The 26,347-nt window shown below is 45.3% G+C and carries 25 protein-coding genes and 2 pseudogenes; 11 read left to right on the forward strand and 16 right to left on the reverse strand.

Annotated features, from left to right (window positions below; genetic code table 11):
* Window positions 1-101: 101 nt before the first annotated feature.
* The 3 genes and pseudogenes from H6G17_RS19790 to H6G17_RS19800 form a co-directional block, all read left to right on the forward strand.
* Window positions 102-623 (forward strand): annotated as a pseudogene (locus H6G17_RS19790) (efflux RND transporter permease subunit); the annotation flags it as partial.
* Between the two features lie 141 nt (window positions 624-764).
* A complete protein-coding gene (locus H6G17_RS19795; protein WP_192160053.1) occupies window positions 765-1,400 on the forward strand; it encodes an SH3 domain-containing protein in 636 nt (211 codons plus the stop codon).
* A 145-nt stretch (window positions 1,401-1,545) separates the two neighbouring features.
* Window positions 1,546-1,854, forward strand: a complete 309-nt coding sequence (locus H6G17_RS19800; protein WP_206757167.1) for a hypothetical protein — start codon at window positions 1,546-1,548, stop codon at window positions 1,852-1,854.
* Window positions 1,855-1,897: 43 nt separating this feature from the next.
* Here H6G17_RS19800 and H6G17_RS19805 read toward each other — a convergent pair whose 3' ends face one another.
* From H6G17_RS19805 to H6G17_RS19840, 8 genes are all read right to left on the reverse strand, one after another.
* Window positions 1,898-2,734, reverse strand: coding sequence for a M48 family metallopeptidase (locus tag H6G17_RS19805; RefSeq protein ID WP_192160055.1), 837 nt, complete (start codon window positions 2,732-2,734; stop codon window positions 1,898-1,900).
* Window positions 2,735-2,743: 9 nt separating this feature from the next.
* A complete protein-coding gene (locus tag H6G17_RS19810; RefSeq protein ID WP_192160057.1) occupies window positions 2,744-2,959 on the reverse strand; it encodes a hypothetical protein in 216 nt (71 codons plus the stop codon).
* Between the two features lie 119 nt (window positions 2,960-3,078).
* Complete coding sequence (locus tag H6G17_RS19815; protein ID WP_192160059.1) at window positions 3,079-3,501, reverse strand: hypothetical protein; 423 nt, start codon at window positions 3,499-3,501, stop codon at window positions 3,079-3,081.
* Window positions 3,502-3,644: 143 nt separating this feature from the next.
* Complete coding sequence (locus tag H6G17_RS19820; RefSeq protein ID WP_192160062.1) at window positions 3,645-4,499, reverse strand: hypothetical protein; 855 nt, start codon at window positions 4,497-4,499, stop codon at window positions 3,645-3,647.
* 84 nt (window positions 4,500-4,583) lie between these two features.
* Window positions 4,584-5,195: a hypothetical protein gene (locus H6G17_RS19825; RefSeq protein ID WP_192160064.1), complete on the reverse strand. Its 612-nt coding sequence runs from the start codon at window positions 5,193-5,195 to the stop codon at window positions 4,584-4,586.
* 95 nt (window positions 5,196-5,290) lie between these two features.
* Window positions 5,291-5,737 carry a PRC-barrel domain-containing protein gene (locus H6G17_RS19830; protein ID WP_192160066.1) on the reverse strand — a complete coding sequence of 149 codons (447 nt, stop codon included), beginning with the start codon at window positions 5,735-5,737 and terminating at the stop codon, window positions 5,291-5,293.
* Between the two features lie 377 nt (window positions 5,738-6,114).
* Window positions 6,115-6,681, reverse strand: coding sequence for a DUF3611 family protein (locus H6G17_RS19835; protein ID WP_192160068.1), 567 nt, complete (start codon window positions 6,679-6,681; stop codon window positions 6,115-6,117).
* 99 nt (window positions 6,682-6,780) lie between these two features.
* A complete protein-coding gene (locus H6G17_RS19840) occupies window positions 6,781-7,965 on the reverse strand; it encodes an HhoA/HhoB/HtrA family serine endopeptidase (protein ID WP_192160249.1) in 1,185 nt (394 codons plus the stop codon).
* Between the two features lie 344 nt (window positions 7,966-8,309).
* On the opposite strand from H6G17_RS19840, the gene H6G17_RS19845 reads away from it, so the two are divergent.
* Window positions 8,310-9,614: a chloride channel protein gene (locus H6G17_RS19845; RefSeq protein ID WP_192160069.1), complete on the forward strand. Its 1,305-nt coding sequence runs from the start codon at window positions 8,310-8,312 to the stop codon at window positions 9,612-9,614.
* A 54-nt stretch (window positions 9,615-9,668) separates the two neighbouring features.
* Here the strand turns inward: H6G17_RS19845 and H6G17_RS19850 are convergent, their stop codons facing one another.
* The 3 genes and pseudogenes from H6G17_RS19850 to H6G17_RS19860 all read right to left on the reverse strand — a co-directional run bounded on the left by H6G17_RS19850 (window position 9,669) and on the right by H6G17_RS19860 (window position 11,669).
* A complete protein-coding gene (locus H6G17_RS19850; RefSeq protein WP_192160071.1) occupies window positions 9,669-10,391 on the reverse strand; it encodes a general stress protein in 723 nt (240 codons plus the stop codon).
* A gap of 378 nt (window positions 10,392-10,769) precedes the next feature.
* Window positions 10,770-11,021: pseudogene (locus tag H6G17_RS19855) on the reverse strand (DUF1830 domain-containing protein); the annotation flags it as partial.
* A 45-nt stretch (window positions 11,022-11,066) separates the two neighbouring features.
* The gene (locus tag H6G17_RS19860) at window positions 11,067-11,669 is read right to left on the reverse strand and encodes a general stress protein (RefSeq protein WP_192160075.1); all 603 of its coding nucleotides are present in this window, start codon (window positions 11,667-11,669) and stop codon (window positions 11,067-11,069) included.
* Window positions 11,670-12,070: 401 nt separating this feature from the next.
* On the opposite strand from H6G17_RS19860, the gene H6G17_RS19865 reads away from it, so the two are divergent.
* A complete protein-coding gene (locus H6G17_RS19865) occupies window positions 12,071-13,126 on the forward strand; it encodes a response regulator (protein WP_192160077.1) in 1,056 nt (351 codons plus the stop codon).
* Window positions 13,127-13,170: 44 nt separating this feature from the next.
* Here the strand turns inward: H6G17_RS19865 and H6G17_RS19870 are convergent, their stop codons facing one another.
* From H6G17_RS19870 to H6G17_RS19890, 5 genes are all read right to left on the reverse strand, one after another.
* The gene (locus tag H6G17_RS19870) at window positions 13,171-13,548 is read right to left on the reverse strand and encodes a response regulator (protein ID WP_192160079.1); all 378 of its coding nucleotides are present in this window, start codon (window positions 13,546-13,548) and stop codon (window positions 13,171-13,173) included.
* Between the two features lie 237 nt (window positions 13,549-13,785).
* Window positions 13,786-14,688, reverse strand: a complete 903-nt coding sequence (locus H6G17_RS19875) for a DUF3267 domain-containing protein (protein WP_192160082.1) — start codon at window positions 14,686-14,688, stop codon at window positions 13,786-13,788.
* Between the two features lie 175 nt (window positions 14,689-14,863).
* Window positions 14,864-16,192, reverse strand: coding sequence for a DUF2254 family protein (locus tag H6G17_RS19880; RefSeq protein WP_192160084.1), 1,329 nt, complete (start codon window positions 16,190-16,192; stop codon window positions 14,864-14,866).
* Between the two features lie 143 nt (window positions 16,193-16,335).
* On the reverse strand, window positions 16,336-16,536 hold the full coding sequence (locus H6G17_RS19885; RefSeq protein ID WP_192160086.1) for a hypothetical protein: 201 nt from the start codon (window positions 16,534-16,536) through the stop codon (window positions 16,336-16,338).
* Window positions 16,537-17,667: a site-2 protease family protein gene (locus H6G17_RS19890; RefSeq protein ID WP_192160088.1), complete on the reverse strand. Its 1,131-nt coding sequence runs from the start codon at window positions 17,665-17,667 to the stop codon at window positions 16,537-16,539. It lies immediately after the preceding gene.
* Window positions 17,668-17,984: 317 nt separating this feature from the next.
* On the opposite strand from H6G17_RS19890, the gene H6G17_RS19895 reads away from it, so the two are divergent.
* The 6 genes from H6G17_RS19895 (at window position 17,985) to H6G17_RS19920 (ending at window position 26,341) form a co-directional block, all read left to right on the forward strand.
* Window positions 17,985-20,126, forward strand: a complete 2,142-nt coding sequence (locus tag H6G17_RS19895) for an ATP-binding protein (protein ID WP_192160090.1) — start codon at window positions 17,985-17,987, stop codon at window positions 20,124-20,126.
* Between the two features lie 277 nt (window positions 20,127-20,403).
* The gene (locus H6G17_RS19900) at window positions 20,404-20,928 is read left to right on the forward strand and encodes a hypothetical protein (RefSeq protein WP_192160092.1); all 525 of its coding nucleotides are present in this window, start codon (window positions 20,404-20,406) and stop codon (window positions 20,926-20,928) included.
* A gap of 173 nt (window positions 20,929-21,101) precedes the next feature.
* Complete coding sequence (locus H6G17_RS19905; RefSeq protein ID WP_192160094.1) at window positions 21,102-22,520, forward strand: Nramp family divalent metal transporter; 1,419 nt, start codon at window positions 21,102-21,104, stop codon at window positions 22,518-22,520.
* Between the two features lie 120 nt (window positions 22,521-22,640).
* Entirely contained in the window at window positions 22,641-25,040 is a 2,400-nt protein-coding gene (locus H6G17_RS19910; RefSeq protein WP_192160096.1) for a glycoside hydrolase family 15 protein, read from the forward strand.
* A 22-nt stretch (window positions 25,041-25,062) separates the two neighbouring features.
* A complete protein-coding gene (locus tag H6G17_RS19915; protein ID WP_192160098.1) occupies window positions 25,063-25,926 on the forward strand; it encodes an HAD hydrolase-like protein in 864 nt (287 codons plus the stop codon).
* A 37-nt stretch (window positions 25,927-25,963) separates the two neighbouring features.
* Complete coding sequence (locus H6G17_RS19920; protein ID WP_192160100.1) at window positions 25,964-26,341, forward strand: sensory rhodopsin transducer; 378 nt, start codon at window positions 25,964-25,966, stop codon at window positions 26,339-26,341.
* The last annotated feature ends 6 nt before the right edge of the window (window positions 26,342-26,347 follow it).

Genomic DNA, 26,347 nt, shown 5'->3' on the forward strand with positions numbered 1-26,347 from the left:
AAGAAGTAGAGAAAATTGCTTGGGAGTGAGAGACAAAAGCTATATCTAGCAAGCATTTGCGGCAAAGTGGCACTTTTTTACACGGATCTCGGCTCAATCCCCTAGCGGCTCAATATGAAAATTATCTCGATCCGTTGATTATTCTATTAGCTGTACCGCTAGCTATTTTAGGTGCGTTGATAGCTTTAACGCTGCGCGGCTTTCCTAATGATGTTTACGGTCAAGTGGGGTTAGTAATGTTAATTGGGTTGGCAAGTAAAAATTCAATTCTGATTGTAGAATTTGCCAACCAACTGCGCGATCGCGGTTTATCAATTACTCAAGCAGCTTTAGAAGCATCGCAAGAACGCCTACGACCAATTTTAATGACGGCGATTTCTACTTTGGTGGGAATTTTCCCCTTAGTTATTGCAACTGGAGCGGGAGCAGGTAGCCGTCAATCTTTGGGGACTGCTGTATTTGGCGGAATGCTGGTGGCTACGGTTTTAAGTTTATTTGTCGTCCCGATTTTATATATCGTATTTGAATCGCTGGGCGATCGCTGGTTTCATAAAGGTCGTGGACCCGATCGCTCCGAACGGCGATCGCTAGAGAAAGCACGGGAGTCAGAAGTCACCCGCTAAATCGTATTTAAACTACTCGATTAAAGCGTTCTCTAACGCTTGCTTCACAATGAAGATATTGCTTCCACGAGATTTCCACCTTTTTCGTTCACAATAGAGCCAAACAAACCAATCATTTAGCAAGCATTACTCTTTTTTTGGGTGTTTGCCAAAACAGAAGAAAAACTACTTTCAGTTGTATTTTGGGCAATTATTCTCATGAAACAGCAACGCGATCGGCAGGCATTTTCAGCCCTAATGATGTCGCTTTTTTTGGGTGCGACAGTTTTTGCTACTCCCTCTGTAGCGATGAATTTATCCCAACATTCGAGCGATCGCACCAGTACAAACAAAACATTGGCACAAACATCCTATAGCTGTCATCAGGTCATTGCTAAGCGAGGGTTGTACGTGCGAGAAAAACCAACAGTATATAGTAATGCAGTCGGTGTCATTGCCTACAGACGTAATGTGGAAGTTGCAGGCGGTATTACAAATGGTTGGGTGCCAATTTCTGCTCCTTTAAAAGGATATGTCTATGCAGATTGGATTGGTCGCTGTCAGGCGGTATCTCCACCACCAAGTACTTGTCGTCGAGTTGTTGCCCAAAAAGGTATTCCCGTGCGGCGAGAACCTTCAACTAATAGCAAGACTGTAGGATATATTTCTAGCGGACGGAGAGTGATACTTACGGGTCAAGGGAAAAACGGTTGGGTGCCAATTTCAGTTCCTTTCAAGGGATACGTGCCATCAGACCAACTCGTATACTGTCGTAATTTTCCCAGCAGTTCCAGTTGAGCAAGGTAGTCTCGCTCGGTCTTTTAGTTTGTGAAATCTAATGAATCAAATGCAGAATAGTCCAATTTTATCAATTTTTGGCATCATTGCTACAGCGTTACTGTTGATTCTAACTGTAATGTTTTTCAGGAAGAATAAGCAAGTTATGACTCCACTCGCTGATACTTTTAAAGCAAGGGGACAGCAGATAATTCATCAAGTAGCAGAAACTACACAAGAGAAAACTTCGGAACTAACTGAAGAAGCAATTGACGCAGCAGTTGACCAAGCAATTCATGTGATTCAAACCGCGAGTCAGCGAGTGAGAGAAAGTGGCGTACCAACCGAAAATGTGAAATTAGAAGTGAGTATCAAAATTGTGAATCTTGCTGAAGTCAAAATGCAAGTAGACGTACCAACAACAGAAGAACTTGCAGACGCTAACAGTAACCAAAGATCGTTACTGTCTCCTTAAAAACAATTTGACTACTGTTCTATTTACATAGTTAGGAGCAATACTAGTTTAAAGGTTGGGTTTGTGCCTGATAGTTAGATTCATTTAAACCTTCACCTCGATTTGCCTGTTGGGAGTCAATAATTTCTCTCAGTCTGGCAATGCGATCGCTTGTTGCAGGGTGAGTACTCAAAAAAGTGGGAGTTGAACGTTGGCTGCGTAGCTTTTCTAGAAAGTCGATCGTTGCTACTTGAGCATAACCAGCCTTTCCTAATGTTTGAACGCCTCTGGCATCGGCTTCAAATTCATCTTCCCGACTGTTAGGACGGCGTAGTGCCAGTTCTACCCCTAACTGCACCGCCGTACTGTCGTCAATCCCAGCAGCCGTAGCCAGTCCACGGGCGATCGCAGTTTCTCGCATCTGTTCGATTAAATGTCGTTCGGCAATATGTCCGATTTCGTGCGCCAATACGCCAGCAAGTTGTGCTTCATTGTCTGCGGCTTTGAGTAAACCTGTGGTGACATAAACATAGCCCCCAGCAGTAGCAAAGGCATTGATACTGTCGTCTTTGACGACTTGAAATGTATAAGGGATGTCAGGACGGGTGCTATTTTTTGCCAAACGCTGACCGATGCGATCGACGTAACTATTGACTCGCGCATTATTATAGAGTTGAAACTGTTCGCCAACTAACTGCTGGTTAATCCGCTGACCCAACTGTACTTCTTCTCGGTTAGAAACATTATAAAGTTGATATACTTGTACGCCCTGACGCAAGATATCAAGCCAAGGAATTGCTAGCGTGACTTCGGGAGTACTTGCACCAATACCAAGTGCTATGGAGAAGCTCAGTAATGGAGTATACCAGCGACGAGGGGAGAAAAAGAAAGAATTTGACATAAAACGCTCTCAAAATTTCAGGCTGAAAAAGCCTAAACCATATTTATTGCGGCTAATTGTCAATAAGAAAAAGAGCAAGCCAGCAGTCATAATAGTTAGTAATAAGACGACGCGCGATCTTCTGCCAACAAAACCTATGATAAATAGCATACCAAATAAGAAAAAAGCAGAAATAATTCTGGTTAAATTCCTCAAATTCCAATCTATTAATGGATCTTCAAACATAGCGGCTCGATCCCAAACGGATTAAAATGTCTGAATGTAATTCATTCTATTTTAATAAAGTTTGGCTCGTTAATTCTATATTGTTTTGCTTCTTTAACTCTTCACTCAAATTGACTGAACTAACAATGCTCTCTCTGGGGACAGTAATCGGAGCAATTAAGCGATCGCACCGTGAGAGCGTTATCAGGGTGTACCGCACATTTTAGATAAGGATTGTTTTCAAAGTAACGACAGCTTCTACAGGGAAACTTATGAAAGTATTCAATTGTCAACATTTCATCTCCGATTACCTCTAAGGTATTTGGAAATCTAAAAGTGAAATGGGAAAATTTATCGGCAAGTTTTGCTAGTCTAAAAGCAATAATTACCCCAAGTGTAACGAACCCCACTGGAATCAGAAATAAAATTTCATTCGGGATGGCTGTTACATCCAGTTTTTGTTGGGGAACTTCTGAACTAACGGGTTGAGATTCAACTGCGATCGCTTCAGAACTTTTGACTCCCGATTCTGGATGTAGCTTCAGTAAATTCTTAACATACATATGATTTACCTCGGCAAACCAACAATAACTCCTGCACGAAAATTTAGATTTGGATTTAGTACGGGCGGGTTTACCTCAAATGTTTGTTGAACTCAGATTTTTTTGGTGAACCCACCCCTACAATTTTCGCTCTACCAATCGGCTTATTTCACTGCGTCTTCCCTTGACACTGGATAGACAGATTCAACCACAAGTACGGGTTTTTTACTATATTCCGCTTCTAACTGTTTTTGCAAGTTCAAATCCCAGGTTAAATCGTAGTCTCGCTCAATATCTGCAACTACAAACGGACGCAGTACACCCGTAGCGACAACCTTCTGGTCGTCTTGAATTGGTGTTTGTTTTTCTTTTGTATTCGCTCTTAAAACTAGCAGATCGCTACCACCAATTAACTCATCCTCATCGAGAGTGAAAGCATTAGGACTATAGATCTCTTCAACTTCAGCTGGCACTGCTATAGTCTTGCCATAGTATCGATTAGGATTCTTGGTAATTTCACCTGGTTCCGGTGCTAGAGCAACAGATTGGGCAATAATTGCAGGCTTGCCTTCATACTCTACCTCTAGTTCTGGATCTAAGTCCAAATCGAAGTCTCTCTCTACCTCAGCAACTACTAATTTAGTCACCCTACCAGTAACTTGCACTTCGGTATCGCCTTGAGGTAAAACAATCGGATCTCCTGAAGTATTCACAACCAAAATTGGCTCAGTACCAAATAACTGCTCGTCGCTAATTGTGAAGGTATTCGTCCCAATTTTTTTAATCGGTTCGCTTCTGACAGTGACAGTTTGACCGATGAGTTTATTAGTATTGTCAGAAACTTCCTCTGTAGTGACGTTCCCTGGAGATGCGGGAGTTCTTGCTTCTAACTCGTTGGTATTACAAGCAGGAAGAATTATTGCCATTAGTGCTAGAGCGATCGCGCCTTTGGTTTGCCACAATCTTTGAGTAATGTTGTTGTAGCGATCGCGATTCAATCTCTTTAACTTATTTAACATTGAAAAATCTCCTCACATTTTTTTTGATTCGTGTTTTCGTAGTAGAAGTGCGACATTTTGCGCTCTAATCTTTTTGATAAATTGCTAGTTCAAGAAGACTTGACCATCTTTTTGAATTCGCAATGCACCTGCGTTATCGTCTAAATTCTTTGATTCGTTTAACGAGACTTCTAGTACCCCTTCTTCGGAAGCTATGGGAGTGACATCAACTAGCCCGTCATCTTGACGTACTGTAGTGATGGTTACGGGTACGGGCAAGTTACGCAACACTATCTCTTCTCCACCTGGTAAAGAGCGGCGACCAGTATAACCAATTGCTTCGTATGTAATTAAAGTGTTGGTATTGTTTTTCAATCTCACGTTGACATTGCCATCCATCGGCATTACAGAGGCAATTGCATTAGCTCTAGCTTCTGGTAATGGTGGTTGTGCAGAAGGTGTAACTTCTGCAGGCTGCTGAGCCGTTTGTCCCTGTCCGCTCAATAATCGGGTTGCAGTATTAGGGGGACATCCTTCTGGAGCTAGGCGCGTACTATTGAAGGGTTCTTCATAGTAGATTTTCGGACAAGGGTTGAGTACTTGAGAACCCTGTGCTGATGCTACCAGAGGAATCGCTGGTATGCCAATTAGTAAGCTGCCAAAAACGGTTCCTACTATCCTAACTTTTTTAGGTTGAATTCTATTTTTGTGATGCATCTGTAACTCCGATTAAAAGTGTGTTATTTTGCTCTACGTGCAGTCTGCATTAGCTAAAAGAGGCGCTCGCGTCTGCTACTTTTTGAAATCGCAACTCATGTTAGTTTGCTTAAAGTTGCAGTAGTGTTCAATACTATTGGATCGATTGCTGCTATTGGTGCTGGTTGAATTGAAGGATTATTGTTTGCAGGACGATAAGCATTACTGACGCGAACTTCATAATCGCGATCGAGTTTCAGATCGTCGTTAAACTCAGGTAGATTCTCTGCTTGTTTTTTTGTTAATCCTTCAGCGTCTACTCTTCTTTCTATTGCCCTAACTCGCGCTCTTTCTATCGGGAGTAAGACTTCTTTGCCAAAAATCCAAAGACCAAGATCGATAATCAAATATTGAAACTTTCCCGTGTCTTCATCTACTAAAATGCCTTTGACTGTACCAATTTTTTCGTCTTTATTTGTGTATACAGTAAATCCAGTGATGCTATTATCTTCGATTCTGCTTGCCATCTGTGGATAGATATCTTTCAGCTTTAGTAAAGCCATTTCTTAACTTCCAAAAAATTTTATTCTCTTAACCCAGCATTACTGTTTCAGCGATTGAAAAGTCTACACGTAGACAAGAGTGCCAGCCTCATTCAAGTGAGGGAACCTGCCATGGAGATTATTGTTTGCGATCGTCACTTACTATCCTAGGTAGTAAAGAGAAAAAGTTGAGCGCTCAACTGGGGGTGTAAGTTCAACTGTTTGAACTGGTGTAGAATTCAATCGTTTCCGTTTCGACCGAATCTACTTTCAGATTAGATTCAAATAGTGGAAAACTCGTGGAAAAATTAGTCTCTGGAACAATCTGCTACTTAAGAAGGACTTTAACTACACCAATTTGAGTAGTTGTGACTCTAGAAGCCGTTTTAAACAAAACATTAGTCTATCCATTCGAGTAGTCCTAAAGAAGTCAAACTACCAACTAAGTGAGTACCAATTAGATTAACATTAGCTAAAATGACAAGAATATCGTACGAACGAAGTACATTTCCCTGCTGGTACACAGCTACACCTTGGGGTACAGCTAAAGATTGTGAAAGTATTGCGATCGCGCTGACTTCCGATGCGATAAAGGCTAACAACAACCCCACAAAGCTCGCAATCAAGCCAATTTTTAAAGCTTGAATCACCTCTTCTTTTCTGGGATGCAATCCGCGATCGCTTGACTGCAAGCGTCTAGCTAAAACCCGTCCTCTAAATGCCCAAAATATCCTAAAAGCAGCAAGCAATACGCCAATTACAGCAAAAAAGATGCTAAAACCAATGGCTGCATTATTTGTGACTGCACTGAGGCTGCGGCTAAAGACGGCAAAGATTAAAATAATACCGGAAGTACTAGCGAGCGCCAACTGTATCCAGAAGCTAAAGCGACTGACAACGCGGAAAGTTGCAGCAAATCGTTGTTTCGTTGGGGTTGGAAGCGAAGTTTGGATCAGCTCGGACATGACTTTCTCCTGCAAGGGTATGTCACTTAATTAATGACAAGTTTTCTAAACTAAATCATCACTCAAAGGATGATTTGACGATCCACAACCAAGATTTTTCTATTTAGAGGGGGTTGGTAACTGTTCTGGTTTCAACGTTAGCTGTTGAGTTGAGCCATTACGATTGACTGTAACCTGTAATGTCTTGCCTAAATTCGTTGCTTCTACAGAGTCTTGTACAGAGTCGGCAGTTTGAATTTCAGTTTCATTAATTTGAGTAATAACGTCACCAGGACGCAGACCAGCACGCGCTGCTGGAGAGTTAGGAGCAACTTGGACGATTAAAACTCCCCGTTCTTGCTCGACTTTAAAACCACTGTTACTCTGGTTAATTTCCTGTTGAATTTCCGGTGTTAGCTCGATCAGGCGCACGCCGATATATGGATGTTCGACTCGACCAGTGGTAATTAACTGCTCGGCAATTCTTTGGGCTGTATTAATCGGAATGGCAAAACCTAAACCTTGCGCTCCACCGATGATAGCAGTGTTAACTCCAATTACTGCACCTTGGGCATTCAGCAACGGTCCACCAGAATTCCCAGGATTAATTGCGGCATCGGTTTGAATAAAATCCAGCCGCTTATCTTGAATCCCAATATCAGAACCACTACGCCCAATAGCACTGACAATACCTTGGGTAACTGTATTATTTAAACCTAACGGATTACCAATTGCGATCGCCCATTGTCCTGGGACGATATTATCTGAATTCCCCAGTTCCACTGTTGGTAAGTTTGTTGCATCTACATCAATAACTGCGACATCCGTAACCGGATCTGCACCTACAACTTTTCCCGCGAAACGGCGACCGTCTTTTAAGACAACTGTAACTTCATCGGCATTTTCTACAACATGGGCATTGGTCAGTATCCGCCCATCCTGACTGATAATAAATCCAGAGCCAACGCCACGCTGAACTCGTTGCTGAGATGGAAATATGTTCTCTCCAAAGAAACGCTCGATTAAAGGATCGATTGACCTAGCGGGTACTTCCACCCTCCGAGTTGCATCAATTCGCACCACTGCCGGTCCTACTTCTCTGACAACCTGAGCAATAAAGTTAGCATTGTTTTGGAGATTCGCCGATTGTTCTACAGGTGAAGGCTGTGTTTGAGTCGCTTGTCTGTTTTCTAAACCCACGCATCCAGCAGTGCTACCGAGTAGCATGAAGACAAACAAAGTGCGAGTTGTTTTAGGTGAAATACGCTTAATAGACTCCGCTAATTTTATCGATTGCTTTTTCATATATATAAAAGCTTTTTCAACGAAAATTTCTCCTCTGACTCGTGCAGAAAAATAGGGTTGTGTCAACTCAAACTATTGACTTGGATTTGAATTAACCCAGAACCAGAGTGTGAGATGGTTTGATGCTAGCTCTCAATAGTGGAAAAGTCGGGGAAGAGCGAAATCTCGGTTCAAGATACTACTTTTGATAGACCGTTTGTATTTCTGTTGGGCGATATCTTCAGACTAGAGCGAGTGACATTGATGCACTCGCTCTAGAATTTTGCTTGTTTAGTAGCTCGGATAAATTGCATTTCTCAGCAATTTAAAGAAAGTTTTCAGCAGTATATTATTTCTCCAAAAAAGTGACAGCAAAAAAAAACTCCTCGAAAAAACGCCAGACTTTCACATGGATTGCCACCCATTTGCGGCGCAATCCATTATCAATTTCACGCTGGGTTTTACTTTGGGCAATCTTAGGTGTGGTGTGCGGCTTATTTGCAGCATCCTACTGGCTAGTACTGGAGTGGATGACTCACGGTTTAGAAGCTTTTACAGGTTACAGTTTACTATTAGTAATGCCACTTGCTGGCTTGGCAATCGGCTTAGTCATTCATTTTCTCGGTAATCCTGGTGAAATTGGCTTAATTGTCGATAACATTCACTTTCGCGGGGGAAGACTGGATACCCGCGAGAATCCTTCGATGATTCTGGCTTCTTTAATTGGGATCTCTGCTGGAGGTAGTGCGGGACCAGAAGCACCTCTAGTTCAAGTTACAGGTTCTTTTGGTACATGGGTTGCCGATCGCCTCAAATTGCGAGGCGAAAATCTCAGATCTATCAGTATCGCTGGAATGGCAGCTGGCTTTACCGCTTTGTTTGGCGCTCCTCTAGGTGGAGCGATTTTTGCTTTAGAAATCTTACATCACAAATACGTCTTAGAGTACTATGAAGCGATCTTGCCTGCAATTGTTTCTAGTTGTGCTAGCTACGTAATTTTCATCATTATTACCCGTCTAGAAATCGGACCGACTTGGACTTTTCCGCAATACCAGGTAACAGGTGTCAATGACTTTGCTTTAGCAGTTGGTTATGGAATTTTAGGTGCGGCAGCGGCTTGGATATTTGTGACTATATTTCGCTGTTGCGATCGCCTAGTTGCTCGTCTATCCTGTCCGATTTACGTACAAACAACTGGAGCGGGTTTAGTTTTAGGTTTACTAGCAGCTTTATTTCCGCTCACTCGTTATTACGGGCATCACGAGCTGGGTTCAATTATCACAAGCGATTTCGGTTTGTCTGCGCTTTTAGGCATAGCCGTTGTCAAAATGCTGGCAATTAGCATCACCGTTACTGGTGGATGGCGCGGCGGGATAATTATTCCACTGTTTTTTACTGGAGCCTGCATCGGTAAAGCAGTAGCATTTACGAGTCCCGATCTCAATTCGGCACTGGCAATTATCTGCACTATGGCAGCATTAAATGCAGCAGTAACGCGAACTCCTATAAGCACGACTTTACTGTTGGCTAAACTCACTGGCTTGAGCATATTTACACCAGTACTTTTTGCCAGTTTATTTGGTTTTTTTCTAGCACCTAAAGTGCCTTTTATTGCCTCGCAGTTGAAATTAAGGGAAAAAGCATCTAGCGAACAAGAATCCAACTCATAAAAAAGGAAAACAAGCGATCGCCTGTTTTCCTCATGGGGGTGAAAGAAAATTTGATTAGCGGCTCTCTTCTCGGCGATCGACAATTACCACGTCAGCATCGCTATTGCTGGTAGTGGTTGGATCTACCACGTTACGATCTGTGGAAGCTGTATATCTCTGCGTCTCGCGATTCACATCTGTGGTAGCTACGCCAGAGTCATAGCGATCGCCCGACATATTGTAAATATTCCAATCGTGGATGCCGCGATCGCTTAAAATTGAACCCGCACGGTTAATCTCCTCATCCGTACCTTCTAACATAACTAGGTAATCGCCTTGAGATACCTGCTCGTTGTATGCTTTGGCATCTTCTTCAGGAATTCCCAAACCAGTCAGCGCCCCAACTATAGCGCCTGCTGCTGCACCAATCCCAGCACCAGCTAAGGTAGTGGCTATAGTTCCACCTGCTAGAAATGGACCTACACCAGGAATCACTAGAGCTTCTAGACCTACGAGTAAGCCACCAATACCGCCCAACGCCGTACCCGTGACAGCACCAACCCCAGCGCCTTCCTGGGACTCATTATCGCCGCGATCTTCAGCGCGATTAGAGTCTCTAAACTCGTTGCGATTTTGTACGTCAACTCCAGCAATTTCTTCATTGCGACTTGTGTCTTTAGCTAATACAGACACTCGATTCATGGAGAAGCCAGAATTTCTGAGTGCGTTGAGTGCATCTTCTGCTTGCTCTCGGCTGCGAAATACACCAACTGCACGCTTATACTGTTGAGTTACCATGTTTTCTCCTAATTACAGTTACAAATGCAATAACAAAAGTGCAAATTTTGTCGTTAAAGCCTCAGCTCTGATGAAATAACAAGGTTTGTTTTTGGAAGCGAATCATCCTTGTCGATCTATTTTGAAAAAATGCTTTAATTCGAGCAATCTTCTCTCTGACAATGCCGTGCTTGTTAATTCATCTTTGTATTGTCGGCTCTTAGCAGTTGTGCCAAAAAATGGCTAGATTATTTTGTTAGTCCTGCTAGCATCAGACAAATTTATTGCAACTACGACAGAGCTATTACTTTTGCATTTACTGACATCTTCTTGACTAAATGCAAGATATTCATCTGCCTAAAGGGTTAAGTCATCATCTGCCAAAAGATAGCCTCACCGCTCCTCGATCTGCAAGGATTGACAGCTAATTTTATCTGAGAGAACTGCACTTGCCATTTTACCCGTGTGAATTTCTAAATAAGCATCTGGCGGAGCATGAAACAAAAGACGTTGCCCTGGAAAAACAACTCGTTCAAAGTACCAATTAGAAATATTTGCAATCCGAGCAACCTGAATCAAATTAGTAGTATTCATGTATCCGCAAAGAACTTGCTGCGGATGCTCTGAAGCTGGAAAAGGGACTCGATCCATAGTTGCAAATAGGATGCTAAGGGTACTGGGAATTTGCCGCACAACTCAATCAATCCCTGGCTGACGGCTAATTATATCCATCTGAGAATGATGATGGTTACTCTTGGCAGCATGATGACTGTTTGGTGTATCGTATACCCCCCAAGCTTGAATTCCCCAGCGATTCAAGATAGCTTCAGCGCGATGAATCTCTGCTGGCGTACCTTCCACCACTATCAAATAATCCCCTCGAGCGACTCGATTTTGATAAAATTTGGCTTGCTCTTCGGGAATTCCCCAGCCAATTAACGCTCCACCAAGTCCACCAATTGCAGCACCAATTCCACCTGTGACGAGAGTATTTGCTAAGACTGCACCTGCGGCGGCTGCGGGACCAACCCCAGGAATTGCTAGCACTGCTAACCCTTCAATTAAACCAAGTAAACCTCCGGTTGCACCACCAGCGATCGCACCAGCTCTAGCACCTTCACCAGCTTGGTTTCCGGTTTGGGATGTATTGTCAAGTCGATCGCGACTCGCTGCGTCTTTGGCAATAGCAGAAACTTGTTGCATGGGAAAACCGCTATCTCTCAATTGACTGAGTGCTTGTTCTGCTTGTACGCGATTGGGAAATATACCAACAGCGTGTTTGAGATGACCTACAACCATTTTGCCTCCTTTTGTGCGATCTAAACGAGCCAGAAAAATTTGAAAATTATTGACATCTGTTTTGCTCGACTCATGTTGTAGATTTCAATTTTGTTAAGTTGCGTTACAGAGCGAGCGATATACCACTTATAAATTAACGATCGAGGTGGTGATAGTACGAAGATAGATCTACAAAGTGGAAATCTCGTGGAGAGCTGACAAAATCTTGGTTGCTAAAAATGTAACCAGTGGCTAGATGAGCCATTCGAGTGAAAAAGTGAATATGTGACGCAGTTAGGTTTACAACTTTAGATCTAACCCTTACGGTTGAAGACTCAAGTTACAGCACAGCCGTACAATCTGTAGGCTTAGTCACTTTCCCCTAGTCGTCGATTTGCATTTAGCTCTAGGAGCTACGAGTTATGAGAATTTTATTGGTGGAGGATGATGAAGCGATCGCTCAAGCTCTAGCAGATGCTCTTGGCACGCAAAATTACGTAGTCGATATTGCTGTTGATGGTGAAGATGGTTGGGCTTTAGTGGGGGTGAGCAACTACGACTTAATCGTATTGGATCTGATGCTACCCAAGCTGGATGGTATCAGTCTGTGTCGAAAGTTACGACAAGAGCGCTATCAAATGCCCATTCTCCTACTCACGGCAAAGGATACCAAAACTGATAAAGTGATGGGTTTGGATGCTGGGGCAGATGATTATGTTGTCAAACCCTTTGATTTTGAAGTCTTAACTGCTCGAATTCGCGCTTTGTTGCGACGGGGAAACGCTGTCTTACCTCCGGTGCTAAATTGGGGTCACTTGCGTCTTGACCCCAGTAGTTGTGAGGTGGCTTACAACGGTCAAACTCTGCATTTATCGCCCAAAGAGTACGCGCTGTTAGAACTATTTATGCGTAACCCACAACGGGTATTCAGCCGAGGTGCGATTGTCGAACAACTTTGGGCATTAGACGACCCACCGGAAGAAGACACGATTAAATCTCATATTAAAAGCTTGCGCCAAAAACTCAAAGCCGCAGGTGCGTCCAAAGATGCGATAGAAACTGTTTATGGGTTAGGCTATCGCCTCAAGCCTCTGCCTCAAACCCACCCAACAGATTCCATACTCAGTCAACCAGAAGCAGAAACATCCCAAATTGAGTCAAGTTGGGCGCAACAACAGATCGTGCTGGCTGTGGCTAAAGCCAGGGAGGATTTCAAAATTAAAGTTAGCGATCGCCTCGTCGTATTGTCACAAGTGTCTCAGGTGCTACAACAAGGTCAGCCTGGTGATGAATTGCTTTCACAAGCACGGCAAGAAGCCCATAAACTAGCAGGCACTTTAGGCACTTTTGGTTTTACTGAAGCTTCGCGTCTAGCTCAAGAAATAGAAGACCAGTTGCAAACCATCACAGCTTCTCTAGATGAAGCTCAATCTTTACACCTCTCTCAACTTGTGGTGCAGCTGCAACAGAAATTATAATTGACTCTGGGGATTTCAATGTTGTCCGCGATCGCCGAAATATTTTAATTTAAGACGGCAGCTATTTGGTCGGCTATCTTTAAGGGATTAAATGGTTTATTCAGGACGGCTTTTGCGCCAAGTTGAGTAAATTCGCGATCGACAAAACGCCCCCTAGCTGTCAGTAAAACCACAGGAATATTACTAATTGTTGGGTGATTTTGCAGTTTTTGCAAAGTCGTCAGTCCGTCTTCATCTGGCATCATGACATCCAGAAGAATGGCATCCGGTCGTTCGTTTAAGGCATAGAGTAGTCCTTCTTTTCCTGAACGAGCAGTTAGCACCTGCCAACCTCCCATAATTTCCAGACAGGTTTGAATTAATTGACGGATATCATCTTCGTCATCAATCACTAAAATCTTTTTATCCTTTTTATCTGTCACTTTTCTCTTCTCCCTGTCAATTTTAAGTTACTGTACGATTTTGATCAATGTTTACTGGGTAATTATTATTAACGATCTGTCTACCAAAATTTTGTTTAAATGGTTCTACGAACGGAAGCGTACATTTGAATTGCCGCTCGAAACAAGAGATTTATGCTTAAGGATAAGCAGAAAAAGTGGAAAAGTCGTGCAGAGTGAGATGGCGGCAAGAAAAAGTGATGAGATAAATTCAATCATTTATTCATGGCGATCGCTCGCTGACTTAACCAAAACTCCCACTAACCCGAATAGGACAGCGATCGCTAACCAGAGCCACGGGTTAAATGCCAGACTAAATCCCCGTGGGCTACTCTCCCACCGCAAAAGCCAGAAACCTTCTGTACCAATGAAGAACGAAGGCACTCCTATAATATCGAATACCACAGGCAAGAAAAAACTAACGAGAACCAGTAGGGCTACAACTGTGAGAGTCAGATTTAACACGCGCCACATTGCAGATCTTACTTGCCCACTCGGTTGCCCAAAAGGTAGCGAAGGAGTATTTACATCAGGAGGTGCATAGATTGCAATTCCTGCTTTACGGTCTTCGACTTCGATTGTTGCCGGACAGCGTAAGAGTAGCGTTGCCAGCCACAGATCTCCACTGGCTCCGCTCGTGTTGAGGATTACAATCCATCCCAACCAGGGTGCTTGGGGAAAAATAGCCATGAGTAGAAGCGCAAGCGCATCGATGACAACTAAAGGAGCGAGTGAAATGACCAAAAAAGCATTACGCTCAAAACGAGTTCCAGGTGCAGTGGCGTAAGCATAAGGCAGGAAAAACTTAACCCCGACTCCATAGCGCGGCTTGCCCCCAAATGCGGTAAAAGCAAGACCGTGGATTAGCTCGTGTACGATAAACGTACCGATCGGGATAGCCAGGAAGTAGAGCAAGATCAAAAGTGTCTGCCATGCCTGTTGAGAATGGACTGCGGCACTGAAAATCCATGCTCTCCCATAGCCATGAATTGCTTGGTAAAAAGTAGCGATCGCTGCTGCTGTAACTAGAAACAGTACGATACTCAAGCTTGTCCAATACAAAGCAATATCGCTCGTCAAGCGAAAGACGTAGATTGGGCGATCGCGAGTTGCCTTGGTCATAGTTAACACACCTCCTGCCGAGTTAAGTTGGTAGTATCGAAGCAAGGTGGAGTCTTGTTGCTCAATTTCCCTTCAATTTCAATCAGGCTATCTCTTTCTAGAGGCGGATGCTTGCCATCTCTGAAACTAGCTAGAAGTGAAACTCAGCCTGTACAAGATTCTCGCCGCATTACCCTCAACCCAGCGACCGTGTTGAGCGAGAGTTAAGTTTACCGATAGAAAGCCTAAGCTTGTCTTGCGCCACTTGAACTGCATCGGCGGTATCGAAACGCGCCGACGATCTGAGCGTGCAGACCAAAGCGGAAAGTGCCGCATCCAGTTCAGTCGTCAAAACGTGGTCGCCAAGTGCCGATAGGATGCAGAGTATAAGGCTCTCTGCCCGTTGTTGCTGCTCTGGGGGTAGGCGGTCAAACATGATGGCAAACGTATGGACGACCTCAATGAAATTTTGGTGCTGCATCGATTCTGAGGAGACAACTGCCAGGGACTCGAACGCGTCCATCAGTCGTGCTAACACATTGTCCGTGTAAACTACTGGGATAGGCTGCTCGTCGGAGTCTTCATCCTGCTCAATCGACCATTGAGCCAATATATTCCGCAGACTGTGGATTGTCAGCAGCCCTGGGTAAGGATTAGATTTTGAGGTGGATATTGATGTCCAAGCAATCGTTGCGAGTTGCTCGATTCCGTATTCAGGGTCAGTATCGATGTCTCGCTGGACTTCTAGACGAATAGCGTCTTGCACACAGTGCTTAACCCTTGCCGCATCTTTGTCTGTTTGCGCTTGAAAAAGGGCGATCGCATCTTGGAACGCCACGTACGAGCCGATTGACACCAGTAGAACGATCTCGACTTCACCCTGTACATCCTTAACAACAGCACCAATGCTATCAATATCAATGTGAGTTACCGATCCATGCCTTGTCGCCGTGACCAGCATCCTAACAGCTCCCTTGTAGCGTGACGCTCGCCGAGTTTTTTGAATCAGGTGTAGTTGATGCTCTCGCGCCGCCAGGATACGATCGTGAATGGCTTCGATAATCACAACGGGTCGCATCTGGTTGATGGTCGTGTAGAGTAGCAGGAGCAGTAGGTAAAGTGCGATAACAATCAGTAGCAGCGCCAGGGTTGCGCCGAACACCGGATTAAAGGGTTCGTTAACGGTGGCAAGAGTGGCAAGCGCGTAGAGCGCAAGACCGACGAAGAATCCGAAGTAGAATTGATTCAGCGGACGGCGCAAGAACTGGTCGGAAACTTGATAAGTGAGGGAGCTAGCGGATTGCTGTAGCGCCACCAGCAGCAGCGAGATTGTGATCGACGTTATCGTAATAATACCGCTAGAGATTGTGCCGAGCAAATTGCTGGTCGCGTTCGTGTCGGAAAATACATGCAATTTTAAGACATGACGGAGCGGTTCGAGCCACGCAATCTGGGTACGATCGAGGGTATATGAGCCTGCTGCCAGCAGGAGGAAGCCGATGATGGTACAGGTTGGGATAGTCAAAAACTCTACAAAGGCAAGCCTGAGCGTACCAAGTGTCTTGAATATGCCTCCCCTATACTCCCTGAAGCGGCTGTATGTACTCCTTCGCCTGCCTTTTTTTACCTGAGTTCGACGTAAGTTAAAGAGAGATAAAAGTCTAGAAATTATATATGACATAAGTTACGGGCTAAATATTGGCAGTCTATCTCAGTCGCCAATTCATAGTAATCGCCCACTTTAGTGACTTGTGGTTCGATTGCAAGTGTTGCGTACTGTTGCGCTGCGCGATCGCGAGAACGATTTGTCGGAGTTTCAACCAGTACGGAAATCAGGAGCGCACTGAATCCGATCGTTTGACCTAACATTCATCCCATTTTCTCTCCCAAATCTCGTCTGCGCCGCAGCCAGCTAGCTATATCGTTCGCAGTCACGATCCCCTCTAACTTCCCATCACGGACAACTAGTACCCGTCGCACTCCCGATGCTGCCATTTTTTCCAACACCTGGGTCATATTTTCTTCTGGACGAGAGACGATCCCCTGCTCGACTGAAATCATGGTATCTGCAACGGCGCGGCTATGCCATTCCTCGCGGGGGATATCCTTGACTCGGTTGAGGGTGATGATTCCTAGCAGGCGATCGCCCTCAGTCACGGGGTAAGCTTGGTAACGCTGCCGGAGAAAGTATTCATCAACTAACTCTCGTAACATCAAGTTAGGTGGTACGGTCTCAGGTGCAGGTGTCATTAAATCTCGTACTCGCACTCCTTCTAAACTCGCCCGTACTACCAGTTGTTGGTAACTGTAGTCAGCCGCATTGTTCAAAAACCAGCCAATGAAAATTAACCACAAACCGTTGAGGATTAAACCGCCAAACAGTTGCACGACTCCAAGAGCGATAATTAGGTAGCTGAAGAATTTCCCACCCCATGAAGCAATGCGCGTCGCTTTTTTCAAGTTCCCCGTGATTTTCCAAACAGTGGCACGGAATAGACGACCGCCATCCAGGGGAAAACCAGGTAGCAGATTGAAGATAGCGAGGATGAGATTAATCGAGGCGAGATATCCAGTCACGCCATTGACAGCCACGCTCCAGCCAGCAGCCGTACCGATCCAGTAGAGCAGACCAAATAGAACGGCGATCGCTACACTAGTAAGCGGTCCTACGCCGGCAATTTGGAACTCATCACCAGCAGTCTCGGCTTCCATACGGGTACGGGACACGCCACCAAAGGCAAACAGCGTGATTCCTTCCACCGAAATCCCTTTAGCTCTAGCAACAAAAGAGTGAGAAAGTTCGTGAGCCAGTAGGGAAGCAAAAAACAGCAGTGTTGTCACTACTCCCATTACGATATACGTCCCTTGCGACAGTCCAGGGTAGTTACCTGGGAATACACTGCCGATAAACGTCCACAAGATTAAGAAGAAAATGAGGAACCAGGACAGATCGACACGGATCTCAAATCCAGAAATGGAACCAAGTCGAAAGCTTTGCATAAGACACAACTTTTTCCGTTTTATGTCTTTGAAGTTAGAACAAAAAAGTGGAAAAGTCGGGAAGACAGGTCAGTTATCAGTAACCAGTGACCAGTGACCAGTTATCAACGACCGAAGAAAGGTTGTAGGGTGTGGGGTGTAGTCAGTAATTAATTGCGTTCACGTAGCTTGCGGGTATCGAAGGGGTAGTGTAGCGAAGCGTAAGAGCGTTTATTGCGAATTGTGAATTGTTTCTGTCTTGTGCTACAAGTCAATCTCTAACATTAACCGTCAACATAAAAGATGCAAGCTAAAAAATGCAGAACGTATAGAAAATAATGTATTCCCACATTAAAGGTTATACTGTCGCCCCGATCGCCGTTGTCATCGCTTTTCTATTGACGCAGCTTGTCTGGTGGCTAATTCAGCCCCACTTGTATCCGCTGTTTCTAGCTGCGGTGATGGTAAGTTCCTGGTCTGGCGGAATTGGACCTGGATTATTTGCTACTGTCTTATCTGCTGTACTCTGCAACTACTTCTTTATTCCTCCAGTTTATTCACTGGTACTCAATCGAGATGGAATCGTTGGACTGCTGCAATTTGCGCTCGTGGCACTCCTAATTAGTTTTCTCAACGCAACGTTGCGTTCTACCCAACGCCAAGCCGAGCTTAACGCCAAAGAAGCCCAGCGCAATTATGAATATTTACAGCAATCTCAGGAGAACTTGCATCAAAGTGAAGAACGCTATCGCTTGTTTGTCGAAGGAGCAACTAACTATGCGATTTTCATGATGAATGCAGACGGTCAAATTACCAGTTGGAATGTGGGAGCAGAACGTATTTTAGGCTACTCTGAAGCAGAAGCTATTGGTCAACCGCTATCGCTGATTTTTACCCCAGAAGACATCGAGCAGGGTGTACCACAGCAAGCGCTCGGTAGAGCTGTAGCCGAAGGGATGTCTAGGGACGATCGCTGGCACCTCTGTAAAAATGGCTCGCGGTTCTGGGCGCATGGTGTCGTCACCCCCATCCGAGATGCAGCAGGTTCTCTACGCGGCTTTGCTAAAATTCTACAAGACTTGACCGAGCGCAAACAGTCTGAGGAGGAACGGGAGCAACTACTGTTTCGCGAACAAGCAGCCCGCGCCGAAGCAGAAGCAGCCAACCGTGCCAAAGACAACTTTTTAGCAGTCGTCTCCCACGAACTCCGCACCCCCATGACAGCAATTATTGGTTGGGCGGGGATGTTGCGATCGGGGATGCTAGATGAAAGTCGGGCAACTGGGGCGATCGAGTCAATCGAACGTAATGCTAGCTGGCAGATACAACTGATTGAGGACTTGCTTGATATTTCCCGCATCATCAGAGGAGAGATCTCGTTAAATTTCACTCAAGTTAATTTAGTGGAAGTTATTACAGCAGCACTTGAAGTCGTGCATCCAACAGCCGTAAAGAAAGAAATTGAATTAGAGTTCGTGCGGGACTCGCTAGGAGAAATCGGGAAGCGGGTGGAGGGTGAGGTTTCAAGCGGTACGAAACCGAGTAGTCGGGAGTCGGGAGTCGGGAGTCGGGGATCTGACAGCTCACCGCTTCTAATCTGGGGTGACAGCGAGCGTTTGCAGCAGGTAATCGTGAATTTGCTCTCCAATGCTGTTAAGTTCACACCTGAAGGCGGAAGAGTTGGAGTGCGGCTGACTCAAGGGAGTAGGGAGCAGAGAGCAGGGAGCAGAGGAAAATTCACCACTTACCACTGTGATGCCCAGATCCAAGTTATCGACACGGGCATCGGCATCAGCCCTGATTTTCTCCCATATATTTTCGATCGCTTTCGTCAGGCAGATAGTACGAGTGCTAGGTCAAATAAGGGGTTAGGATTGGGTTTAGCGATCGCTCGTCATCTTGTGGAACTACACGGCGGTTCCATTCAAGCTAATAGCCCAGGTAGGGGACAAGGAACTACATTTACTGTCAAGCTACCTGTGAGGGATGCATCGCCAATAAATTCGGTGCAAGTCAGCAGTGCAGCAGATCAAATGCACTCACCCGCAACTGTAGGAGATGCAATGTCGTCAGACAATCCTCCTACTCTCAACGGTCTGCGGGTACTCATTGTAGAAGATGAGGCTGATACGCGCGAATGGATTAGCACGGTGCTGGAAACTTGTGGTGCACGAGTCATTGCGGTTAATTCGGTAGACGAGGCAATGGTGGCACTCGAAACAGAAAGACCGGATGTACTAATCAGCGATGTCGGCTTGCCAGGGGAGGATGGCTACGGGCTGATCCGCAAAATCAGAGAACTCGAACCCCGAATGGGCGGCACTATCCCCGCTGTAGCACTCACGGCATATGCCAGAGTCGAGGATTATCAAGAGGCGATCGCCGCAGGCTTTCAACTCCACGTTGCTAAACCAATTCGAGCTGCCGAGTTAATTGCCATAGTCGCTAGTTTGGCTCGCATGGCTAAAAACCCCGAATAATCTGGCTGGAGGCTTTTCTCTCAAATTTCTCCACCAGTTTTCCACTATTTGGATATAACTTCAAGGTGTAGACCGTTAAATTGATTCATGTTAATTCCAGCACTGCACTGAAAATAAAAATTTCTATTTTTACTTGTTAAAACTAGGGGAGAATTTTGGCAAACAAGCAAGATTTTTGCCTAATTCAAACATAACTGTATGTCAGATATTTTCAGAGCAATTTTGATTTTAAAACCTATCAAAAAAATCAAATTGCTTGGCTCGAAAGGAGAAAAATATGCTCGCTCGACAAACGGAATCACTAGAGAAAAAGATTCTCAATTTTTTAAACCGCATTCATCGCCGGAATATCCGTGAGACACTGGCTGCATTCGCTGTCATTGCTATTTTTGCTTTTGATATTGCTTACGGTATTTCTCAGCACAGAGAAGATAATCTCTCGCTCGTTGGCGGCAGCATAATAATCTTGGCGATGTTGCTGAATGTTACTATCATCAGATGGAAGCTGCATATCCCAAAATCGGAAATTTCTGCATTCCCTCCCACTCAGTTTCCAGGCAAGTGGAAGCATCGTTTGACTCATCAGGCTCGTATGCTCAGGCTTGTTTGGTTATGGTATCTGTTGCCTTTATTCTTGGGGATTTCGATCTATCTTCTGAGCGTTTACGACAAATCTTCTATTAGTTTCATCATTCTGTTTTTGTTTGAGATAGCTGCCTTTATCGGAGCATGGCGGTTGAACATACAAGCAGCCAAGCAGATCGAAAGGGATCGCGACACATGGTTTGGCGTTGTTGGTTAATTTTGACAACTAAATCGCAATTTGTAGACTTCTCCCCCAGTTTTCCACTATTACAGCTTATTCTTACAACTAATCGAGACCAGTTGAAACTGAGTGTCTTCCAACTGGTCTAACTATGCCAATAGCCTGCCATTAACCCACTAGTAATAAAGCGATAGAGAGGTAGCACGAAGATGAGCAGTAGGAACGAACGCAATTCTTCATCCCAAACTGATACCCAGCAGGAGGATCGCAATGTAACACAAGTGCCGCAGCCACCCAAAGGCAAAGAGCGCTTAAAGTGGCTAGGACCAAGCTTTTTGTGGATGCTTTCAGCCGCGGGATCGGGTGAATTGCTGTTTACGCCGCGCATTGCTGCTCTATATGGCTACTCTCTGCTGTGGGCGCTGCTTGCAGCTGTGATCTTGAAATGGTTCATTAACGGTGAGGTGGGGCGCTTTACAGTCTGCACAGGGGCAACAATTCTAGAAGGCTTCAAGCAACTTCCTGGTCCGAAAAATTGGTCAATATGGCTGATTTTACTACCGCAAGCCGTGGTAGCAGTTTCTACTGTTGCCGGACTTGCGGGCGCTGCTGCTACAGCACTAATTTTAGTGACTGGGGGAACACTCCAGCTTTGGACGGTGATTATTATCGTTGTCACGGCGGCAATTGTTTTGTTTGGGCAATATAGCGTAGTTGAAAAGATTTCTTCTTATGTGGGAATTGCCCGCACAATTGCAGTGGTAGCAGCTGCGCTTTTTGTTTTTCCCAGCTTTCGCCAACTAGCAAATGGACTAGTGCCGCAAATCCCGCAAAACGTACAGTATGAAGAAATCCTGCCTTGGTTGGGTTTTATGCTAGCTGGAGCAGCGGGGTTGATGTGGTACTCCTACTGGGTAGAAGCCAGAGGTTATGGTGCTGCTAGCGTTAAGGGCAGAGAGAGGATAGACCCCAAGCAACTCGACCAAGGGGAGAAAAAAAAGTTGCAAGGCTGGATGGGTCTAACGCTCCTAGCTAACACCTTAGCTGTGGTAGGTGCATTATTGTCGGCACTGTCTTTCCTGATTCTCGGTGCTGAATTGCTGCGTCCGCAGGGACTTGTACCAAGAGAAAATCAGGTGGCGGAAACTCTGGGGCGATTATTAGGCGATATTTGGGGACCGTTTGGCTTCTGGTTTATGATCGCGATCGTATTCATCACCTTCTGTAGCACTGTCCTTTCCGTAGAAGATGGTTTTGGGCGGATGTTTGCCGATGGCACGCAAATTCTTTTACAAGGATTTGGGGTAAGAGGGCGTTGGACAAATGAAAAGTTCTTACAGCGTTTCTACATTATCGTGCTGCTAGTAGCTTTACCGATCGCCGTTTACCTGTTTTTCGGTCAACCTATTGGCTTGCTGCAAACCGCAGGCGCAATTGAAGCCGCCCACATTCCTATCGTTGCCGGACTAACGCTCTACCTCAATCACCGAATGCTACCAAAGGAACTGCGTCCGTCCAAGTTTATTTTTGGTGGAACGGCTGTTGCCGGAATCTTCTTCGCTGTGTTTGCAGTTATCTACTTGCTTCAGTTGCTTGGATTTATCGGATCGGGTAGCTCATCGGGCTGAAGTCGGTGTCATTAGACAAAGGAGCGATCGCTCTGGGAATCTCGGGTTTTAAAGTGCCGCTTGCTTGGGAAAGCGTCTACTTCAGAGCATATCAATACAATTGTAGATTTGGGATTAAGCATGGCACAATTGCACGAGCAAAGTAAGGCTTTTGGGCAACCAGGTGTAGAACCCCGTTGGACTCAAGGTAACAAAGACGGGGTAGGAACTGCTTATAGCGCCGCCAGTCGAGTTTGGTTTACGCTCTCCAATGGTATTTTGAATGAGGTTTATTATCCCACCATCGATCGCCCGCAAATTCAGGATTTACAATATCTAATTACCGATGGTGAAAGCTTTCTGCATGAAGAAAAGCGTCATCTCTACACCAAAACTGAGCGCATCGCCCCTGACGTTTTAGGATACCGAATTACTAACTCTGACCCAGAGGGACGCTACACCATTACTAAGGAAATTATTGCCGATCCCCAAGATTCCTGTATTTTGCAGCACACAAAACTTACAGGAGATCCCGATTGGCTGGCGAAACTGCGGCTTTATGTGCTGTGCGCCCCTCATTTAAGCATTGGGGGCTGGAATGACAGCGCTGCTGTGGTGGAAGTGGCAGGACGGAAAATTTTAACTGCCGAAGAAGGCGATAACTGGCTGGCAATGACAGCAACTGTTCCCTTGACTCGCCTCTCTTGTGGCTATGTTGGTGTCAGTGATGGTTGGACAGACTTAGTAGATAACTTGCAGATGGACTGGGAGTTCCCCTTGGCTGAAGCAGGGAATATTGCCTTGACAGCCGAAATCGACGTGCAAAATTTTCAGGAATTTACCTTGGGGCTTGCCTTTGGTAGACAACTGCACGACACAGTGACAACTTTGTTGCTGTCTCTAGATATTCCTTTTGAGGAAAAGCGATCGCTCTATATCAACCAGTGGCAAAGTGCCTGCGAACATCGCTTACCACTACAAGAAGTTTCTGGCGATCGCGGCAATCTGTATCACAGCAGTTTCAACCTGCTCCTAGCACACGAGGACAAAATCTATCCCGGTGCATTAATCGCCTCTCTATCAATTCCTTGGGGCGAGGCGCACAGCGATAACCAGCAGGGAGGCTACCATCTCGTTTGGCCCCGCGACATGGTAAGCAGCGTCACGGCATTGTTAGCGGCTGGACACAAAGCAACAGCTCTAGAAGCATTAATCTATCTAGCTGCCAGCCAACAAGCAGATGGTGGCTTTGCCCAAAACTTCTGGATTAATGGCGACCCCTACTGGACAGGAATTCAGCTCGATCAGGTTGCCTTCCCAATCATGCTAGCGTGGCGACTCTATCGCCACAAAGTCCTGCGCCAGTTTGACCCCTATCCAATGGTGATGGGGGCAGCTGGGTACTTAATCCGTCACGGTCCCGCTACTCAACAGGAACGCTGGGAGGAAGCGAGCGGCTACTCACCTTCAACTCTTGCCTCGAATATCGCAGCTTTGATCTGTGCTGCTACCTATGCTCGTGAACGGGGAGATGAAAATACTGCTCTGTTTATGGAAGAGTATGCCGATTTTCTCGAAAGTCATATCGAAGCTTGGACGGTGACGACTGAGGGAACTTTAGTTCCCCAAATCAAACGCCACTACATCAGAATTAACCCTGTAGATATTCACAACCCGCAACCGAATGAAGACCCAGATCGGGGAATGCTAGTTATTAGCAATCGTCCGCCTGGTAGTCAGTGGCAATTTCCCGCTAAAGAAATTGTCGATGCAGGTTTTCTAGAACTGGTGCGCTACGGCATTCGCCAGCCCGATGACCCTGTGATAGTTGATTCCCTAAAAGTTGTAGATGCTGTCCTGAAAGTAGAAACGCCTTTTGGTTCCTGCTGGCATCGCTACAACCACGATGGCTACGGACAACGAGAGGATGGCGATTCTTTTATTACTGGAGGCAAGGGGCGGGCATGGCCCCTACTTACAGGAGAGCGCGGGCATTACGAACTAGCCGCAGGGCGCGATCCTCAGCCCTTCATCCAAGCAATGGAAGGCTTTGCTTCCGATACAGGATTGCTGCCCGAACAAATCTGGGATGAAGCGGATCGTCCCGAAGCTTACCTATATCTGGGAAAACCTACAGGTTCGGCTATGCCGTTGGCATGGGCGCACGCCGAATACATCATGCTGCTGCGATCAGCTAGAGATGGACAAGTATTTGAGTGGATACCAGAAGTCGCAGCACGCTACCAAGGCGATCGTAACTCTCATCGTTGTTTAGAAATTTGGAAATTCAACCGTCAAGTCTCCACTGTGAAGCAGGGATACACCCTACGAATTCAAACGTTGGTTCCCTTTCGCTTGCGCTGGTCAAAAGATGACTGGCAAACGGTAAATGACACTGACTCAACAGCAACGGCTCTTGACATTGATTTTGTGGATATTTCAATTGACTCTAAGCATTCATCTCCAATTCATTTCACCTTCTTCTGGATTGATTCTCAAAACTGGGAAAGTCGCAACTATCAAGTTGCGGTTGTTAGTTGATGTGTATAAAAGCTATTACCTTATGACTCTTGCAACCAAACCTTTTTCTAACCGCATCGCAGTTGTTTTTGACTTTGACGATACCCTCGTACCGGATACCGTCGATAGTTTATTAGAAAGTTTAGATATTGATGCTTTGAAGTTCCGCCAAGAACGAATTCAGCCCTTAGTTGAAAGCGATTGGGATAAGATTCTGGCACGATTCTATGCTTTAATTGAGGAATCAAAACGCCAGGGCAACAAGATAACCAAGGAATATATTGCTAGTTTTGGCGATCGGTTACAGCCGTTTGATGGCGTGACTCAAATGTTCGATCGCCTGCGACAAAGCGCCCACCAAATTAATCCTAAAGTAGAGGTTGAATTTTACCTAATTACTTGCGGGATGGTGGAGATTGCCCGCCATAATTGCATTGCTCCTCATTTTAAAGCAATGTGGGGGTGTGAGTTTTCTTATAATAAAAATGGCGGAATTGAGTTTTTGAAAAAAATCGTTACGCATACTGAAAAAACTCGCTATCTCTTTCAACTGGCAAAAGGAATTGAGCATCATCAAGATGACGGTCAAACTTTTGTTTATCGAGACGTACCCGCTGAGGAACTTCGTATTCCTCTGACGCAAGCGATTTATGTTGGTGATGGAGAGTCCGATATTCCCTGCTTTTCGCTACTAAATCAAGAACAGGGTACAGCGATCGCTCTTTACAAAAATAGTAGTACGCCCAAAGAATGGGGACGGGAATTAAACCTGACCCAAAGCCAGCGAGTTGCCAATCTAACGCCCGTAGATTACAGCGAGAATTCTGAATTAATGCGATCGCTAATGCTAGCTGTAGAGAGTATATGCAAACAAATTTCTCTACATCAACTAAGCGTTGGCGAGTAATTAAACACTCATTTCAGAAAAAGGAAACAGCTAACCGATGAGTCAACCGATAGGACGTAAACATTGGGCGATTGCAGAAGGTTACATCCCTGCATACGGCACTGGCAAAGAACCCCAGTTTACCAGTCACGAAACTGCCTGTTTGCTGAATACCTCAGATCGAGATGCTCATGTAGAAATCACCATCTACTTCAGCGATAAAGAACCCATAGGACCGTATCGGGTAACTGTTCCCGCCCGACGTACCAAACATTTGCGTTTCAACGACCTCACAGAACCCGAACCCATTCCTCGCGATACTGACTACGCCAGCGTAATTGAATCCGATGTACCAATTGTGGTGCAGCATACTCGGCTGGATTCCAGACAAGCAGAAAATGCTTTGCTTAGCACGATTGCCTACGCCAGCAGTTAATTCAGT

Origin of the sequence: Chroococcidiopsis sp. [FACHB-1243] (assembly GCF_014696895.1) — a bacterium.
Taxonomy (GTDB): Bacteria; Cyanobacteriota; Cyanobacteriia; order Cyanobacteriales; family Chroococcidiopsidaceae; genus Chroococcidiopsis.